We start from the raw sequence: 16,975 nt of genomic DNA on the forward strand, positions 1-16,975 counted from the left end.
GTGGCATATCCCTTTCTCGGCTGAGAATTGACGGCGTCTGAACACCGCCATGATATGCCGCCCCTCAGGGCATCACCAACTTTCGCGTGTTTCTCTACCGGTCGATCGTGACAGCACTGGCGCAAGTGCTCCTAACGGCGGCAAAATCGGAGCCGGGAGGGCGCAGCGATGAATGACATGGCCCTCACTTTTCCGCCCGAACTGCTCAAGCGTCAGGCGGTCATTTATGTACGTCAGTCGACGCAGAGCCAAGTCATGACGAACCTCGAAAGCCAGCGCCGGCAATACGATCTTGTCGAGATGGCCCGTGGCTATGGCTTTGCCGGGATTGATGTCATCGACGACGATCTTGGTGTATCAGCCAGCGGCTGCCAGGCCCGGCCCGGCTTCGAACGGCTTGTCGCTATGCTGTGTTCGGGGTCAGTTGGCGCAGTATTCTGCCTGGAAGTGTCGCGCCTGGCCCGCAATGGGCGGGACTGGCACCATATGCTTGAGCTTTGCGGCCTGGTAGAAGCCCGTGTCGTTGACCATGACGGCGTCTACGACCCGCGCCATCCAAATGACCGGCTGCTTCTTGGTATGAAGGGCAGCATCAGCGAGTTCGAGCTTGGCGTCCTGCGCACGCGCATGGTTGAAGCCGCAAGAGCGAAAGCGCGCCGCGGCGAACTGCGTTATACGCCGCCGATCGGCTACCTGTGGGACCGCGACGCCGGGGTGATGCTCGATCCCGATCTCCGCATCCAGGAGGTCATCCGGCAGATCTTCTGCCGGTTCCGCGAGCTTGGAAGCGCCCGGCAGGTTCTTCTCGCCATGTCGAGCGAAGGCATTCACTTTCCTCGACCCTCCGATGGCATTCGGCTGACAAGTTTCGACTGGCAGCCCATTCGCTACCGCAACGTGATCAGCGTCTTGAAGAACATGTTTTATGCCGGGGTCTACGCCTATGGTAAAACCGGAAGACAGGCAAAAATCCGGGACGGCCGCGCGCATGTCACTTACAAGAACCGCAAATCCCCGGAAGACTGGGATGTGGTAATCAGGGATCACCATGTCGGCTATATCGATTGGGAAGAATATGAACGCAATCAGGCACAGCTGGCCAAGAACGCGTTCGGACGTGCTGGCGGCACCAAATCCGGTCGCGGCGGCGGCGCGCTATTGGCCGGTCTCCTCTGCTGCGCGAGATGCGGGCGGCGGCTGCATGTGGTCTATACAGGCCGCACGCCACGCCCGGTCTACCGCTGCGACAATCCAAACCTTCTTCTCGGACAGAAACGCTGCATCACCTTCGGTGGGTTCCGCCCTGACAAACTCATTGCAGACGCTGTTCTTGAGGCTGTGGCACCATTTGCCATCGATGCGGCCATCGAGGCCCGTGCAATGTTGAACCAAGCTGCCGAAGACAAGCGGTTGGTGCTCGAGATGGAGTTGCAGCAAGCCAGATACGATGCATCCCTGGCGGAACGACGCTATGCCGCCTGTGACCCGGACAATCGCCTCATCGCATCAGAACTGGAGAAACGGTGGGAAGAAGCCTTGGGCCGCGTTCGCAGTTTCGAACAGCGTCTTAATACAGATAACGCTGCGGCACCGGAGGTAGATGTCACGCGCCTTGAAGGGCTGGCGCAGGACCTTGAGACCGCCTGGAACGCTCCGGCGACATCCATGCGCGACAAGCAAAGATTGATCAGGACACTGATCGAAGACATCGTGGCGGATATCGATGACGATACAGGGGAAATCGTTTTGGTCGTTCATTGGAAAGGCGGTCGGCATACGGAATTGCGCGTCAAAAAGCCGAAGTCCGGAGAGCACAATGCCCGCACCAGTGAAGAGGCTTTGGGGATCATCCGCGAGATGGCGGGGCGCTGGTCCGATGAGGCGATCGCAGCCTGTCTCAACCGCATGGGCATGCCGACTGGTCAGGGCAAGACATGGAATGCGAAACGTGTTTCATCCATCCGGCGTGTAAATGATATTCACGGATACCTGTCTGCCGACAAGGATGGCCCGTGGCGCACCATGACCGAGGCGGCGAAAGAGCTTGGTGTCACCAATCACGTCATCCGCAAGCTGATAAAGGACGGTATTCTGCCCGCAAATCAGGTGGTCGATGGCGCACCGTACCAAATACGGACAACTGACCTGCATTCGGATACTGTCAAAACCGCTCTCGCACGAAAAGGTCGCCCGTGTCGCGCTGATCTCGCAGACCAGCTCTCAATGTTTCCAAGCACTTACGAAGGGGGTGCATAATGACCAACCAACGGCGATAGGACGGATCAGGTTTTCGACCCTGTTGGAGTCGATCTCGACGCGGCCGTCGATCAAGAAGGTTTGCAGCCCGTCCCAGTGATTGTGGATGTAGGTCAGCTTTTCGCCCAGCCGGGATTTGGCGGATATCTTGCGGCGCTGCGCCTGCAGCCAGTCGCCGAAGGCGGCCACCAGCGGCGCGGTGCGGGCCTGACGGGCCGAGAGGCGCTGGCCGGGCGAGATGCCACGGATGTCGGCCTCGACGGCATAGAACTCGGCGATACGGCGCAGGCCCTCGGCGGCGATATCCGATCCGTCGCGGTCGAAGACTTCCTTCAGTTTGCGCCGTGCATGTGCCCAGCAATGGGCCACCCGAATGGGGGCACCACCCTTGCGCGAGGGTTTGGTCAGCCGGTTGTAGCCGGTATAGCCGTCGATCTGCAGGATGCCATCGAAGCCGATCAGGAAGGTTTCGGCATTCTCGCCCGCGCGGCCGGGGGCGTAGAAGTAGACCACGCCGGGCGGGTCCTCGCCGCCCCAAGGCCGGTCATCGCGGGCCAGCGCCCAGAGATATCCGGTCTTGGTCGTCCCGCGCCCCGGATCCAGCACCGGGGCGGTGGTCTCATCCATGAACAGCTTGCCGGACTGTTTGAGATGTTCGGCCAGCCGATCCACCACCGGCTTCAGATGGAACGCGGCCTTGCCTACCCAATCCGCCAGCACGGCGCGGTGCAGATCAAGGCCCGCCCGCGCCAGGATCTGGCTCTGGCGATACAGGGGCAGATGGTCCGCGTATTTGCTGACCAGGACATGGGCGATGGTCGCCTCGGTCGGCAGGCCACCCATGATTAGGTGGGAAGGTGCTGGTGCCTGCGTCACACCATCGGTGCAGGTGCGGCAGGCATATTTCGGGCGCACGGTCACGATGACGCGCAACTGTGCCGGCACGATGTCCAGCCGCTCGCTGCGGTCTTCGCCGATCTTGTGCAGAACGCCGCAGCCGCAAGGGCAGATCAGGCTGTCTGGCTCGATGACCTCTTCGATGCGCGGCAGCGTCACTGGCAGGTTGCCGATGGTGCGTTTCGGCGTGGGCTTCGCCGCCCCGTCGTCACCCGCCCTGGCGGCCCGCGTTTCCTTCTCCGCCTCGACCTCGGCCAGCGCGATGGACAGGTCTTCGAACGCCAGCTGCCGTTCATCCTCGGACAGCTTTTCCGACCGTTTCCCATGCAGGGAGTGGTTCAGCTCGGCGATCAGATGCTCCTGGCGGCGGGTGATTTCCGTCAGCGCCGCAACCGTTTCCATCAACGCCAGAACCGCCGCGCGTTGCGCGGCAGGAATGGCGGAAAGGTCGATGGCGGGGGCAGCCTGCATGAGACGGAGCTATCACAAAATCCCAATAAAAACACGCTGAGCCAGCCGGTTGATTCACTCTGCCGCAGCCGGCGGGCGGGTTTCCAGCGCCTTCACTTTGCGCCAGTCGAGACCCGCAAACAGCGCCTCGAACTGGGCATGGTTCAGCGCCATCACCCCGTCCGTGATGGCGGGCCAGGTGAAGGTCGCCGCCTCCAGCCGCTTGTAGGCCATCACCAGGCCCGTGCCGTCCCAGTAAAGCAGTTTCAGCCTGTCAGCCCGGCGCGAGCGGAACACAAATACCGTGCCGGTGAACGGATCCTTGCGCAGCATGGACGACACCAGCGCAGCCAGGCCATCATGGCCCTTCCTGAAGTCGATGGGCTTGGTCGCGACCATGATCCGCACCCGGTTGGACGGGAAGATCATGGGGCGGACGCCAGGGCGCGCACGACCGACGCGATACGCTCCGCCGAGGCGCCGGCTTCCAGACGGATCACCAACGCGCCCGCAACGATCTCGGGCCGTGCCACGACACCGACGTCGGCCCGCGGAACAGCCTCAACGGGGCCGACCATCAGCGCCGCAAACTCCACCGGATCCTCCGGCGCAGGCAGCACCAGCCGCCCCTTCCGTGCCAGCGTCCGCCAGGCCGAAACGTGGTTCGCTGGAACACCATGACGCCGCGCGACAGCATTCACCGTGATACCCGGCGTCAGCGTCTCTGCCACGATCCGGGCCTTCACCTCATCAGGCCACTTCCGGTTCCGGCGGCCGCGACCGCCAACCGCGAGAACCTCCAATGTAGTCTCCATGGAGAAACTCCATCCCAACAATCACCAAGGTCCAAAGAACCGATCAGGATAAAAGCCGGAAGGTGGTGGGCAGGAAACGCTTACCAACGGCCGTCGCCTGCTTCCGCCATTTCGCCACCGTCTGTGAGTTGATGCCAAGTTCTCGGCTCGGCTGCACGAGCCAAGCTTGTGATCGCTGTATCGCAGCTCTGGCGGTGTGCATTGTTGTGGCGCTGCCCTGACGAGCTTGTCCCATAGTGCGTCCTTCCATTCTTTCGAACAGATCCCACCAACGATCCGTGGGAACAAACACCTAAGCCCCTCGCTCCACTAAAATTCCTGCATCTACCAAGACAAAGTTTTTCGAAAGAATTCCGATGTGAAACCTTCGCAGATTCCTGCGAGAGTTTCCGCATTCATAGTAGGATCGACATCGGTGTTGCGTGGAGTCTTTGACACCGGCAAGGCAAGATCATTCAGCAAAAGCGCGGCCTCCTCTGCAGTCATCCAATCGGTCAGCGTTTCCATCTGTTCTCGATTGGCTGCCATAACATTTTCTCGGTCCACAGGGCTTAAAAACAAGGCTTTTGGGCTTTTGGGCAAGGTGGTTTCGAGCTTGTCGAGCTCGACGTTAAGGCGATGGCGGAGACTCCGATCGACCTCGACTCCCAGAGCACCAAGTCGACGCAACAGGGTGCGTCGCATGAGAAAACCTGTTAGCGTCATGGCGGGGTTGTCATGCAGATCGTGGTCGATCAGCGGATCTTCTGGATCTACCCCCAACACCTCAAAAACACGCCGCAAGTACCCTGGATAGTCCGATTTTGAAAAGGTAAGAACCTGCACAGATCTGTGCCCCAACAACTCGTCCCATTCGGCGACATTCCGCAACATGCCGAACGAGCCGTCAACATCAATCTTGGGCGTACGAAAGTTCTTATAGGCTTGGTTGGCCATCGATTCTACGTAATCGTCCGGCCGACGCACACTGTAGACAACTGACAATTTGGCGCCACCCAGCATTTCCAAAAAGGCCTTCTTGGCCGCGCGTGAGCTACTAGCGAAAAGCTCGCTGCAGAGCACGATGCGCTTTGCATCTTGCGCAGCGATCTCCTCAGCCAAACGGTCGCGCAAGATGCCGACCTGCTGCTTGCTCGTACGGGTCTTATCGTCGCGCACAGCATGGTAGAACAGATGATGGGCTACGGAATGTGAATTGGCTGATCCGGTGTTTCGCCGAGTGCCAGTCTTGGGGTAAAGCAGGCCGTAACGCCTTGCGATGCTGTCACGGTTACGAAACATCAGGGTCTGAATAGTACTTGTTGCTGTCTTGTAAGTGCCCGCGTGCAGCACAACTTGAAGATCCTGGGAGGAAGCCATCTTGAACCTTGCGCAATAAAATTCTCTTACCCTCGAAGGACACACAACTTTTCCTGCCCTCCGGGACCTTAGCCGATTGTCCGCAAAATGGAACTCTAGTAGATAAACTGAGATGTAAAAGCAGTAAAGTGGTTCAATGCCTCGTCTCATCCTCCACATCGGTACGCACAAGACGGCGACCACCTCCATCCAGAGGTTCTTCAAGCACCACCAAGCCACTCTGGCCGATCGGGGGGTGTTCTACCCAGATTATTCGCTGATTGGACGGAAGCCACATTATGCGCATCTGGGCATGGTCAACGCGCTGTCCGGACGGCACAAGAATTACAGCGCCGAACTGGCCGAGAGTTTCTTCCGCAAGGTGCTGGAACGGGTGCCTGATCACGACACCACCATCCTCAGCGCCGAACCCTTCTACCGCCATGTGCTGAACGATCCCGAGGAAGAGCCGCTTTACACCCCCGAGGAGTACTGGCCGCTGCGCGAGAGCTATATCGCCCGCATCCGCGACCTCTTCGGCGAGGCGCAGGTGGTGGTGGTGTTCCGCCGTCAGGCCGATTACGCGCAGTCGCTTTATCAGGAACATGTGAAGGTCACCCGCTATCGCGGCAACTTCCGGGAATTCCTGAACGATTTCTGGTATCACTTCGTCTTTGCCGAACAGGCCCGGGCGTGGAACGCGGCCTTTCCGGGGCTGCAGGCCATGCTTTTCGACCGGCTGACCGCCACCGGCGATCCCACCGCCGAATTCTGCCGCCTGCTGGGCCTGCCGGTCGAGGGTCTGGGCCCGGTGCCGCGCGCCAATGAAGGCCTGCCCGTCGATCTGGTGGTGCTCAAACGCATGCTGCACCGGGGCCGCGACGACAAGGACACGCTGCGCGACAAGCTCGAGGCGCTGGCCGAACGGCTGCCCCCCGAGGTGGTCGAAGGTTTCCGCGCGCGCTCGTTCTTCAACGGGGCGGGCGAGATGAAGACGTTTCAGACCGGGTTTGCCGCGCAGAACGAGACGCTGCGGCCCTTCCTGCTGCATGACGACCTGCCCGCCGAGGGCCCGGTCTTTCCGGCGGAGTTCCGCAAGGGGCTGAATTTTGGCGACCGGCTCAAGCCGCCGCTGCTGCGGGCGCTGCTGGATCTGAGCCTTCAGGCCCCGGTCTGAGACGGCCCGCGCGCATGGCGCCCCGTCCGATCCGGCCCCGGCCCGGGGCCCTGCGGTGAGATCCCGCGCGCTTGGCATCTGGCGCCGCCACATGGCCGCCACGCTGGTGCTGCGCGGGCGCCCGGGGCCGATCCCCGGCCCCGCCGGAAAGGTGGCGGGCCATCTGTCCGCCATCACATGGGCCGCCAACCGGCTGGTGGTGGAGGGGCGGCTGGAGGGCGCGGGTGATCTGACGCTGCGCCTTGGCGAGATGCGGGCGCAGGCCCGGCTGCCGGCAGGCGGCGGCGCCTTCGCGCTGGCCCTGCCCTGGCCGCCGGGGCTGGCGCTGTCCGGCACCACGCCCGATCTTTTGCTGGACGATGCCCCGCCGCTGCCGCTGCCGCTGGGGCCGGTGCGGCGGCGGCAGGCCGCGCTGGCGCTGCGGCTGGGGGGCACGCTGCTGCGCCTCACCCCCGATCTGGGGCGCTGGATCCTGCGGCAGGACCGCGCCGCCCGCGCCCGCGTCAAGGAGGCGCTGGGGCTGGGGCTGCGTCCGACGGCGGGACCGCTGGAGGCGGCGGTCTTTGCCAAGACCGAGGAGGCCGCCCCGGCGGAGAGCCCCGGCCCGCTGACGCTGGTGCTGCCGGTCTATAACGCCTTCGATCTGCTGCAGGACTGTCTGGACCGGGTGGTGCGCCACACGCCGGAGCCGTGGCGCATGGTGGTGGTCGAGGACGGATCCCCCGATGCAAGAATCCGCCCCGCCCTGCGCGCCTTTGCCGCCGCGCGCCCCGAAGGTCAGGTCACGCTGATCGAGGCGCCGCAGAACCGGGGCTTCATCGCCAGCGTCAACGCCGCCTTTGCCGAGGTGCTGCGCCTTCCCGCCGACCGGACCGGGCCGGTGGTGCTGCTGAACAGCGACGCGCTGCTGCCGCCCGGCTGGGCGCCGCGGCTGCTGGCGCCGCTTGCCGATCCCGGCGTGGCCAGCGTCACGCCCATGTCCAACGATGCCGAGATTTTCACCGCGCCCGTCCTCTGCGCCCCCGCCGGTCTGGCCCCCGGTCAGGCGCTGGCCATGGATGCGGTGGCGCGCAGCCTCGATCCCACCCATGCGCGGGCCGAGGCCCCGACCGGCGTCGGCTTCTGCATGGCGCTGCAGCGCCGGTTTCTGGATCTGGTGCCCCGGTTCGACACGGCGTTTGGCCGGGGTTACGGCGAAGAGGTCGATTGGTGCCAGAAGGTGCGCGCGCAGGGCGGGCGGCATCTGGGCATCGCCACGCTGGTGGTGGAGCATCGCGGCGGGGCCAGCTTTGGCAGCGCCGAAAAACAGGCGCTGATCCTCGCCAACAACGCCCGGATCACCCGCCGCTATCCCGCCTATGACGACGAGGTGCAGGCGTTTCTGACCAGCGATCCGCTGCGCAGCGCCCGCATGGCGCTGGCGCTGGCCTGGGCGGGCAGTCTGGGGCGCGGGCCGGTGCCGGTCTATCTGGCCCATGCCATGGGTGGCGGGGCGGAAAGCTGGCTGCAGCACGCGCTGCCCGCCGCACTGGCCGAGGCCGGGGCGGCGGTGGTGCTGCGGGTTGGCGGGGCGGTGCGCTGGCAGCTCGATCTGGTGACGCCGCAGGGCCGGGTGTCGGGCTGGACCGGGGATTTTGCCCTGATCGAGCGGCTGCTCGCCCCGCTGGCCCGGCGCCGCATCCTCTATTCCTGCGGCGTGGGCGATCCCGATCCGGTCAGCCTGCCCGGGCATCTGCTGGCGCTGGCCCGCAGCCCGCAGGACGAGGTCGAGATCCTGTTTCACGATTTCTTTCCCATGTCTCCGGCCTTCACCCTGCTGGGATCCGATGGCCGCTTTCATGGCGCCCCGCGCCCCGGCACCCCCGATCCCGCCCATCAGGCCAGGCGCCCCGACGGGGGCCGCGTGCCGCTGGCCGACTGGCAGCAGGCCTGGGGGGCGCTGGTGGCGCGGGCGGACCGGCTGCGGGTGTTCAGCGCCTCGGGGGCGGATCTGGTGGCGCAGACATGGCCCGAGGCCCGGCCCCGCATCAGCCTTGATCCGCATCAGCTGCCGCATCGCCCGCCCCGCCTTGATCCCCCCGCCCCGGGGCCCCGCCCGGTGCTGGCAGCGCTTGGCAACATCGCGCCGCACAAGGGCGCGGGGCTGCTGCAGGCTCTGGGCCGGATGAGCGCCGAGGCGCGCGGCTTCGATCTGGTGCTGATCGGCAATCTTGATCCCGGCTACAGCCTGCCGCGCAGCGTGCCGGTGCATGGCGATTACAGCCCGGCGGACATCCCCACGCTGGCGCGGCATTACCGGATCAGCCACTGGCTGATCCCCTCGCTCTGGCCCGAGACGTTTTCCTTCACCACCCACGAGGCGCTGGCCACCGGCCTGCCGGTGCTGGCCTTTGCGCTGGGGGCGCAGGGCGATGCGGTGGCCTCGGCGGAAAACGGCATCGCCCTGACGCATGACCCGGCGGCGGATCCGGCAGAGGCGGTGCTGGCGGCGCTGCGCCCGCCTGCGCCCGCTGGTCAAAAGGCGCCTTCCTCTGTAGGACAGGCAGGATGATGGACAGGCTCGCGGCATCCGCGGCATCTTACAGGCAGGACCGTTTCCACTCATGTCCGACACCTCCCACGCCATTCCCCAGGTGACCCGAAGCCACCCGCGCAAGCGGCACTGGCTGGTCCTGCTGAGCTTTGTTGTCATGGTGCTGCTGCCGCCGCTGGTGGCGGGCTGGTATCTGTGGACCCGCGCCGCGGACCGCTATGTCTCGACCGTGGGATTTTCGGTGCGCACCGAGGAAATGGGCTCGGCCATCGAGATGCTCGGCGGCATCGCGGAGCTGTCGGGCTCCAGCTCCACAGACACGGAAATCCTCTACAAGTTCATCCAGAGTCAGGAACTGGTGCGCCGCGCCGATCAGGCGCTCGACCTGCGCAGCCTTTGGGTCAAGGGCGGCCCCGAGATCGACCCGGTCTTCGTCTACCAGCCCCCCGGCACGATCGAGGATCTGGTCAGCTACTGGGGCCGCATGGTGAAGGTCTATAACGACGATACCGGCCTGCTGGAGCTGCATGTGCAGGCGTTCGAGCCCGAGGACGCGCAGCGCATCGCCGAGTTCGTCTTTGCCGAAAGCGCCGACATGATCAACCGGCTGACCGCCATCGCGCGCGAGGATGCCACCGCCTATGCGCGCGAGGAGCTGGACCAGTCGCAGGAGGCGCTGAAGACCGCGCGCGAGGCGATGACGCGCTTCCGCAACCGCACCCAGATCGTCGATCCCTCCGCCTCGGTGCAGAGCCAGATGGGGCTTCTGTCCTCGCTGCAGCTGCAGCTGGCCGAGACGCTGATCAATCTCGACATCCTGCGCCAGACCGCCGCCGCGAACGATCCCCGCATCACCCAGGCCGAGCGCCGGGTGGAGGTGATCGAGAACCGCATGGTCGAGGAGCGCGAGAAGCTGGGCCTTGGCGCCGAGGACGTGGCGGGCAGCAATGTCTTTGCCGATCTGGTGGGCGAGTTCGAGCGGCTGAATGTCGAGCGGGAATTTGCCGAACAGTCCTATACCGCCGCCCGCGCCGCCTATGACGCGTCGCTGGCCGAGGCACGGCGCAAGAGCCGCTATCTAGCCGCGCATATCCAGCCCACGCTGGCCGAGGCGCCGGAACATCCCCGGCGGCTGACGCTGCTGGCGCTGGTGGGCATCTTCGCCTTCCTGATCTGGGCCATTCTGGTGCTGGCGCTTTATGCGCTGCGTGACCGGCGTTAAGGGGCGGCGCGCGCGATGATCGTCCTGCGCAACCTGACCAAGACCTTCGTGCTGAACGGGCGGCGCAAGACCGTCGCCCGCAATCTCAACGCGGTGTTTCCCACCGGCACCTCGGTGGCGCTGCTGGGGCGCAACGGCGCGGGCAAGTCCACGCTGCTGAAGATGATCGCGGGCACCACCACGCCCACCTCGGGCGAAATCCTGTCGGACGGGCGGATCTCGTTTCCGGTGGGGCTCGCCTCGTCGCTGCATCCCGACCTGACGGGGGCGCAGAACACCCGCTTCGTGGCGCGGATCTATGGCGCGGATACCGATGCGCTGATGGCCTATGTGGAGGAGTTCGCGGAGCTTGGTGAGCATTTCCACCTGCCGGTGCGCTCCTATTCCTCGGGGATGCGGGGGCGGCTGTCCTTCGGGGTCAATATGGGGCTCGAATTCGACACCTACCTGATCGACGAGGTCACCGCGGTGGGCGATGCCGCCTTCAAGCGCAAGAGCCGCGACGTGTTTCTGGCCCGGATGCAGAAGGCGGGCGCGGTGTTCGTCAGCCATTCCATGGGGGCCGTGCGCGAGATGTGCAAGGCGGGCGCGCTGATCGAGAATGGCGAGCTGACCTATTACGAGGATGTCGAGGAAGCCATCGAGCGCTACATGCACATGATCGATGGCGCGATCTCGGCCATGGCCGAACCCCTGCCCGAAGGGGCGGCGCAGATGGATTTCCCGCGGGATTCCCGGATGCTGTTCGGCATCGGCCTGCCGCAGACCCGCATCGACTGGGTGGCGGACTGCCTGCGCCGCCACCGGCCCTGCCATTTTGCCCAGACCCGGGAGCCGCATTATTTCGACATCCGCGCCGGGCTGTCGCAGAAGCTGCGCGACCGGCGCTTCAGCACCGCCAGAACGCTGGCCGACCGCATGCCCGCCGAAACCGAGGAGGCGCGGCGCTACACCGTGCAGCTTCTGGGCGAGATGAGCGCGCTTTTGTCCATCCACACCGCGCCGCAGGACGGGCCGGACCGGCATGACGCCTATCTGGATTATCTTCTGGCCCGGCATCGCGGCCAGCAGGTGATCTGCGATTTCACCCCCGCCTATGCGCTTCTGGGAACGGCGGATCTGGCCGAGATGGCAACGGTGGGGGCGGCGCGCTTCGTCTGCGTGCTGCGCGATCCGGTGACCCGGCTCTGGGCGCAGATGCATGACGGCCTGCTGCCGCGCCAGCGCGTCACCTCCGAACCGCTGGAGGCGCTTGCCCGGGCGCTGCTGGACAATCCCGCCCGGCTGGAGCTTTACCCCGAGACGGATTACGCGGGACTGTTCGAGCGGCTGGAGGCGGGGGTCAGCCCGGCGCGGCTGCTGTATCTTTTCCACGAGGATCTGACCGGGCGGGCCGGGCTGATGCCGCTGACCGAGTTCCTGGACGTGCCCAAGGTGCTGGAAATCACCATGCTGCCGCTGCCCGAAGAGGTGCTGCCCCCCATTCCGGAGGATCTGCGCCAGAGGCTGCGCGCCCTGCTGGCCCCGCATTACGCGGCAGCCGAACAGCGCTTTGGCGACCGCCTGCCCGCAGCATGGCGCGCGGCAGACCCCGCAGAATGACGCAAGGCCCCGCAAGGGGGCCCTGCCGGAGTGCCGGATCAGATCCCGGACGGGATCAGATGCCATACCCCGCGCGGCCGATGCTGTCATAGGCGGCAAAACCCGCCGCCTCGGCATCGGAGGCGGAATAGACGTTGCGCAGATCGGCCATGCGCGCCGTGGTCATGGCGCCCGCGATGCGCTTGAGATCCAGCGCGCGGAACTCGTTCCATTCGGTCAGGATCACCAGCAGGTCGGCGCCTTCGGCGGCGGCATAGGGATCCTCGGACCAGCCGATGCCGGGCAGCAGCGCCTCGCCCTCGTGGCGGCCCTGCGGATCGCAGGCGCGCACCTTGGCCCCGCCGCCCACCAGCGCGGGCACGATGGTCAGCGCGGGCGCGTCGCGCATGTCATCGGTATTGGGCTTGAAGGTCACGCCCAGCACCGCCACGGTCTTGCCGTTGAACGAGCCGCCGCAAAGATCAAGCAGCTTGTCGATCATCCGCCGCTTCACGTCCTCGTTGATCTTGATGACCGCCTCGGTGATCAGCATCGGGCTGGCATGTTCCTGCCCGATCCGGGCCAGCGCCTTGGTGTCCTTGGGAAAACACGAGCCGCCATAGCCGGGGCCCGCATGCAGGAACTTGTTGCCGATGCGGCCATCCAGCCCCATGCCCTTGCTGACCTGCTTCACGTCGGCGCCGACCTTTTCGCAGAGCGCCGCGATCTCGTTGATGAAGGTGATCTTCACCGCGAGGAAGGCGTTGGCGGCGTATTTGATCATCTCCGCCGATTCCAGATCGGTGGTGACGATGGGGAAATCGCGCAGGTAAAGCGGGCGGTAGATGTCGGACATGACCTGCGCCGCGCGCTCGGTCTCAACCCCCACCACCACGCGGTCGGGCTTCATGAAATCGTCGATCGCAGCGCCTTCGCGCAGGAATTCCGGGTTGGAGGCCACGTCGAACTCCAGATCCGGATTGGCCGCCGCAACCACCTCGCGCACCTTGGCATTGGTGCCGACGGGCACGGTGGATTTGGTGACGATGACGATGTAGCGGTCCGCGGCCTTCGCGATCTCTTCCGCCGCCGCCATCACATAGGTCAGGTCGGCATGGCCGTCGCCGCGCCGGGTCGGCGTGCCCACGGCGATGAACACCGCATCCGCCTGCTTGACCGCCGAGGCCAGATCCAGCGTGAAGGACAGCCGCCCCGCCTCGACATTCTTGATCATCAGCGCATCAAGGCCGGGCTCGAAAATCGGCACTTCGCCGCGTTCCAGCTTCTCGATCTTGCGCGGGTCTTTGTCCACGCAGATCACCTCGTGACCAAAATCGGAGAAACAGACACCCGACACCAAGCCCACATAGCCGGTGCCGATCATGGCAATGCGCATCCTGTATTCCTTTTTTCAAACTTTGCGTGGCAGTCCTGCGGACCTTCTGCTGCATGTGTTTCCTTAGCTTGGCACGCCGTTGCAAGCGGAAAAGGCCTCGATGCCGCATTGCAGCGACGGGCGTGCAGATCCTTGCCGGTTCCGCACGCGCCGCAGGTGAAAGCGCTGTAACAGCGGGGCAGCATGCTGGCAGCAGGCTGGCGCCATGCCGGGGCGCGTGCTAGCAGGGATGCCGGAAACCGGGCCGATCCCGCCCCGTCCAGAGCCCGAAGGAGCGCCCTTATGGCCGCACCCTCTTCCCCGCAGCGCCTGCGCCCGGTGAACCGGACCATGCGGCTGGCCACCCCCCGCACCATCCTCGCGCTGATCCTGCGCGAGATGTCCTCGACCCATGGCAAATCGCCGGGGGGCTATCTGTGGATGGTGCTGGAACCGGCGCTTGGCATCGCCCTGCTCAGCGCGATCTTCTCGCTGGGCTTCCGCTCGCCGCGGCTGGGGACCAATTTCCCGATCTTCTACGCCACCGGCCTCCTGCCCTTCATGATGTATACCGATATCAGCAACAAGATGTCCCAGGCGGTGAACTATTCCAAGGCGCTGCTGGCCTATCCGCGCGTGACCTTTCTGGACACGCTGCTGGCCCGGTTCATCCTGTCGGCGCTGACCCAGCTGCTGGTGGGGGCGCTGCTGTTCACGCTGATCCTGTCGATCTGGGACACCCGCACCGTGCTGCTCATGGACCGGCTGATGCTGTCCTATGCCATGGCCATGGCCTTTGGCGCCGGGGTCGGCACGCTGAACTGCTTTCTGGTGACCATGTTCCCGCTCTGGCAGCGGGCCTGGGGCATCCTGACCCGGCCGCTGTTCCTGATCTCGGGGCCGATCTTTCTGTTCGAGACCCTGCCGGAATGGGCGAAGGAAATCCTGTGGTGGAACCCGCTCATGCATGTGACGGGCGAAATGCGCGGCGCCTTCTATCTGCAATACGAGGCGGATTACGTCTCGCCCGCCTTCGTTTTCATGGTCTCGGCGATCTGCGGGGTGATGGGGCTGATCTTTCTGCGCCAGTATCACCGCGACATGCTGGAACGCTGACCCGCACAGGGCAGACTGGCACAGGGCAGACCGGCGCCCGTCCGCAAGGAACGGGCGCCGGCAGACGCGGCAGGGGCCTGTGGCTCAGAAGATGAAATCATCCGCCGAATAGGCCAGCCCCACCCCGATCTCGGACACCGAGATCCCTTCCAGCAGGATGGTGTTGGCGTTGAAGAAATCAAAGGCGGCCGCCCCCGACAGCACGATCGCGTCGCTGCCGAGATTGCCGAAGACGCCGTCGGCGCCGATGGTGCTCACGTTATAGACGAATCAGTCGTCGCCCTGCCCGCTGGACAGATGGTCAGCGCCCGCATCCTTTCAGCGTGTCGCCAAAATCGGAGCCGTTGATCGTGTCATTGCCACCGAACACCGCGCCCAGCAGGTTGTTGCCGGTGGTCATCTCCACCAGACAGGCGGAAAAGCCGGTGACGGAGAAATCGGTGTTGTTGTTGTCATGAACCTCCCCCACCAATACAGTTGTTTGGAGGGGGTTTTGACCTCTTGCAGTTGCTTCTGCACAAGGTCCCGACCGTCCCGGCCGGGTTGACCGTTTCAAGAGCCGGCCAGTTCTGCCAGACCCCAGTCCAAGAGAACACGCGCGGCCGCTTCGTCGCGGCCGAGACGGCATCCACACTCGCAGTCGTGGAGGCGCAGGCTCAGCGGCTTCTTCCGGACACCACCGCAGCCCGGACATCGCTGGGACGGCTTTAACCGTCGCGTCTGCGCTTCAAGGAACTCCGAACCAGCCTCTGCCGCTTTGTACCGGAGCATGTTCAGAAACGCGGCCGGAGCCGTGTCGAGGATCGACCGGTTCAGCCCGGCCTTCTGTGCTACGTTCCGGCCCGGCGCCTCAAGGGTGCCACGCGCGGAGCGCGTCATGTTTCCGACCGCCAGCGCTTCGGTAGCGATCACGGGATGTGTCGCGACCAGCCGGGCCGAGGTCTTGTGCTGGAAGTCCTTGCGCCGCGCCGCCACCTGGGCGTGCCGGCGCGCTAGGCGCTTGCGCTCATGGCGGACCGCGCGGCGGCTGATTTTGCGAGCCCGGGCCTTGGCCGAGAGGCGGCGCCCGGCGTCGCGCAGCTCCTCTGCTTCCCGGTCCAGATGCCGCGGGTTCGGGATAGCTTGGAAGGTTCCGTCCTGCAGCGCCAGAGTTGCGAAATCGGCCACGCCCCAGTCGAGCCCCGCGGCCGACCCACGCGCAGGCGCGCGCTCCGCGCAGGCGGTCTCTACCACCAAGTTCAGGCTCCAGCCGAAAGCGCTGCGGCTCACATCCGCCTTTAGGATTCGGCCCGGGGTGCGGGCCCGGCCGCGCATGCGCATCCGGCCGATGCCGAAGAGCGTGACATGGCCATGGCGCCGACCATCGCGCATCTCGACCCTGAAGCCATTGCCGTGCTCCTTGTAGCCCCAGCCTCGAAACCTGTCCGCGCTGCGGAAGCGGGGAAAACCGGGCTTTTCTCCGTTTTTCACACGCCGGAAGAAGGCGCGGAACGCCAGATCTAGCCGCTTGAGCACGGTCTGTGCCTCATGCGTGTGAACGAGACCGTGCCAGCCGCCGACATCGGCCCGCATGTCCTTCAGCGCCTTCTCCTGGTGCGAGAGGTTGATCCTCACTCCATGGCGCCAAGCGCCGATGCGCTCTTCGAGCGCGGCGTTCCACAGGTCCTTCAGCATGCCATGCTTGCGCAGCATAGCCTCGTCCTGGGCTCGGCTCGGATAGAGCCGGAAGGTAATGGAACGTGTTGCGATCATTTGAGAAAATGTATATTGGTTCAGTCATGAGAAAACAAGCTTTAACACATACAAATAATGGCTTCTTTTCCCTAACCTACCATATGGTTCTGGTAACAAAGTGGCGCCAGCCGGTTCTAACCGGCCCCATGATCGACATGGCGCGCAGCATCACTGCTGCGCGCTGCGCCGCCCGATCCGGCGAACTGCTCGAGTTCGGGGGAGAGGAGGACCACCTCCATCTCCTGTTCTCGTTGCCGCCCGTGGCCGCGCTTGCGGACTTCGCCAACGCGCTCAAGACATCGACTTCGCGGCTGCTTCGGAGAGATTTCCCCGCCCTGAAGCGGCAGGGGCCGGCCCTGTGGTCGCCCAGCTACTTCGTCTGCAGTTGCGGCGGTGCCTGCCTGAAAACGGTCAAAAGGTATGTCCAGGCGCAAGAGCGCCCGGAGTGAGCTGACAGCCCACAGGGCTTCCCCACCAATAC

At 64.7% G+C, this 16,975-nt stretch carries 14 protein-coding genes and 1 pseudogene; 7 read left to right on the plus strand and 8 right to left on the minus strand.

Going from position 1 to position 16,975, the window contains the following annotated elements; all coding sequences use genetic code 11:
* Window positions 1–168 precede the first annotated feature (168 nt).
* Window positions 169–2,256: a recombinase family protein gene (locus tag BLR51_RS17245; RefSeq protein WP_207543652.1), complete on the plus strand. Its 2,088-nt coding sequence runs from the start codon at window positions 169–171 to the stop codon at window positions 2,254–2,256.
* 9 nt (window positions 2,257–2,265) lie between these two features.
* Here the strand turns inward: BLR51_RS17245 and tnpC are convergent.
* The 4 genes and pseudogenes from tnpC to BLR51_RS17270 all read right to left on the minus strand — a co-directional run.
* Window positions 2,266–3,624 (minus strand): annotated as a pseudogene (gene tnpC, locus BLR51_RS17250) (IS66 family transposase); the annotation flags it as partial.
* Window positions 3,625–3,678: 54 nt separating this feature from the next.
* Window positions 3,679–4,032: an IS66 family insertion sequence element accessory protein TnpB gene (tnpB, locus tag BLR51_RS17255; RefSeq protein WP_089849308.1), complete on the minus strand. Its 354-nt coding sequence runs from the start codon at window positions 4,030–4,032 to the stop codon at window positions 3,679–3,681.
* A complete protein-coding gene (locus tag BLR51_RS28490) occupies window positions 4,029–4,418 on the minus strand; it encodes a transposase (protein ID WP_089849310.1) in 390 nt (129 codons plus the stop codon). The genes tnpB and BLR51_RS28490 overlap by 4 nt, the downstream gene beginning before the upstream one ends.
* Window positions 4,419–4,742: 324 nt before the next feature.
* On the minus strand, window positions 4,743–5,777 hold the full coding sequence (locus BLR51_RS17270) for a hypothetical protein (RefSeq protein ID WP_131821833.1): 1,035 nt from the start codon (window positions 5,775–5,777) through the stop codon (window positions 4,743–4,745).
* A 136-nt stretch (window positions 5,778–5,913) separates the two neighbouring features.
* Between BLR51_RS17270 and BLR51_RS17275 the strand changes: the two genes are divergently transcribed.
* The 4 genes from BLR51_RS17275 to BLR51_RS28575 are packed head-to-tail and all read left to right on the plus strand — an operon-like array spanning window position 5,914 to window position 12,290.
* Window positions 5,914–6,933 (plus strand): hypothetical protein, encoded by a 1,020-nt coding sequence (locus BLR51_RS17275; protein ID WP_131821834.1) that lies wholly within the window; start codon window positions 5,914–5,916, stop codon window positions 6,931–6,933.
* A 55-nt stretch (window positions 6,934–6,988) separates the two neighbouring features.
* Window positions 6,989–9,484 carry a glycosyltransferase gene (locus tag BLR51_RS17280; protein ID WP_089849318.1) on the plus strand — a complete coding sequence of 832 codons (2,496 nt, stop codon included), beginning with the start codon at window positions 6,989–6,991 and terminating at the stop codon, window positions 9,482–9,484.
* A 52-nt stretch (window positions 9,485–9,536) separates the two neighbouring features.
* Window positions 9,537–10,688, plus strand: a complete 1,152-nt coding sequence (locus BLR51_RS17285) for a KpsE/RkpR family capsule polysaccharide export protein (RefSeq protein WP_089849321.1) — start codon at window positions 9,537–9,539, stop codon at window positions 10,686–10,688.
* A 15-nt stretch (window positions 10,689–10,703) separates the two neighbouring features.
* Window positions 10,704–12,290, plus strand: coding sequence for an ABC transporter ATP-binding protein (locus BLR51_RS28575; RefSeq protein WP_089849323.1), 1,587 nt, complete (start codon window positions 10,704–10,706; stop codon window positions 12,288–12,290).
* 55 nt (window positions 12,291–12,345) lie between these two features.
* On the opposite strand, the gene BLR51_RS17295 is transcribed toward BLR51_RS28575, so the two are convergent.
* Complete coding sequence (locus tag BLR51_RS17295; protein WP_089849325.1) at window positions 12,346–13,665, minus strand: UDP-glucose dehydrogenase family protein; 1,320 nt, start codon at window positions 13,663–13,665, stop codon at window positions 12,346–12,348.
* Window positions 13,666–13,947: 282 nt separating this feature from the next.
* Here BLR51_RS17295 and BLR51_RS17300 point away from each other — a divergent pair, with 282 nt between their 5' ends.
* Window positions 13,948–14,760 carry an ABC transporter permease gene (locus BLR51_RS17300; protein ID WP_242656765.1) on the plus strand — a complete coding sequence of 271 codons (813 nt, stop codon included), beginning with the start codon at window positions 13,948–13,950 and terminating at the stop codon, window positions 14,758–14,760.
* Between the two features lie 84 nt (window positions 14,761–14,844).
* Here BLR51_RS17300 and BLR51_RS27775 read toward each other — a convergent pair whose 3' ends face one another.
* The 3 genes from BLR51_RS27775 to BLR51_RS17305 all read right to left on the minus strand — a co-directional run bounded on the left by BLR51_RS27775 (window position 14,845) and on the right by BLR51_RS17305 (window position 16,512).
* Complete coding sequence (locus BLR51_RS27775; protein ID WP_165616860.1) at window positions 14,845–15,018, minus strand: hypothetical protein; 174 nt, start codon at window positions 15,016–15,018, stop codon at window positions 14,845–14,847.
* A gap of 43 nt (window positions 15,019–15,061) precedes the next feature.
* Entirely contained in the window at window positions 15,062–15,229 is a 168-nt protein-coding gene (locus BLR51_RS27780; protein WP_165616861.1) for a hypothetical protein, read from the minus strand.
* A gap of 83 nt (window positions 15,230–15,312) precedes the next feature.
* The gene (locus BLR51_RS17305; protein WP_089849327.1) at window positions 15,313–16,512 is read right to left on the minus strand and encodes an RNA-guided endonuclease InsQ/TnpB family protein; all 1,200 of its coding nucleotides are present in this window, start codon (window positions 16,510–16,512) and stop codon (window positions 15,313–15,315) included.
* A gap of 26 nt (window positions 16,513–16,538) precedes the next feature.
* Between BLR51_RS17305 and tnpA the strand changes: the two genes are divergently transcribed.
* On the plus strand, window positions 16,539–16,943 hold the full coding sequence (gene tnpA, locus BLR51_RS17310; protein ID WP_278184865.1) for an IS200/IS605 family transposase: 405 nt from the start codon (window positions 16,539–16,541) through the stop codon (window positions 16,941–16,943).
* Window positions 16,944–16,975: the final 32 nt, after the last annotated feature.

Origin of the sequence: Salipiger marinus (genome assembly GCF_900100085.1) — a bacterium.
GTDB classification, from domain to species: domain Bacteria; phylum Pseudomonadota; class Alphaproteobacteria; order Rhodobacterales; family Rhodobacteraceae; genus Salipiger; species Salipiger marinus.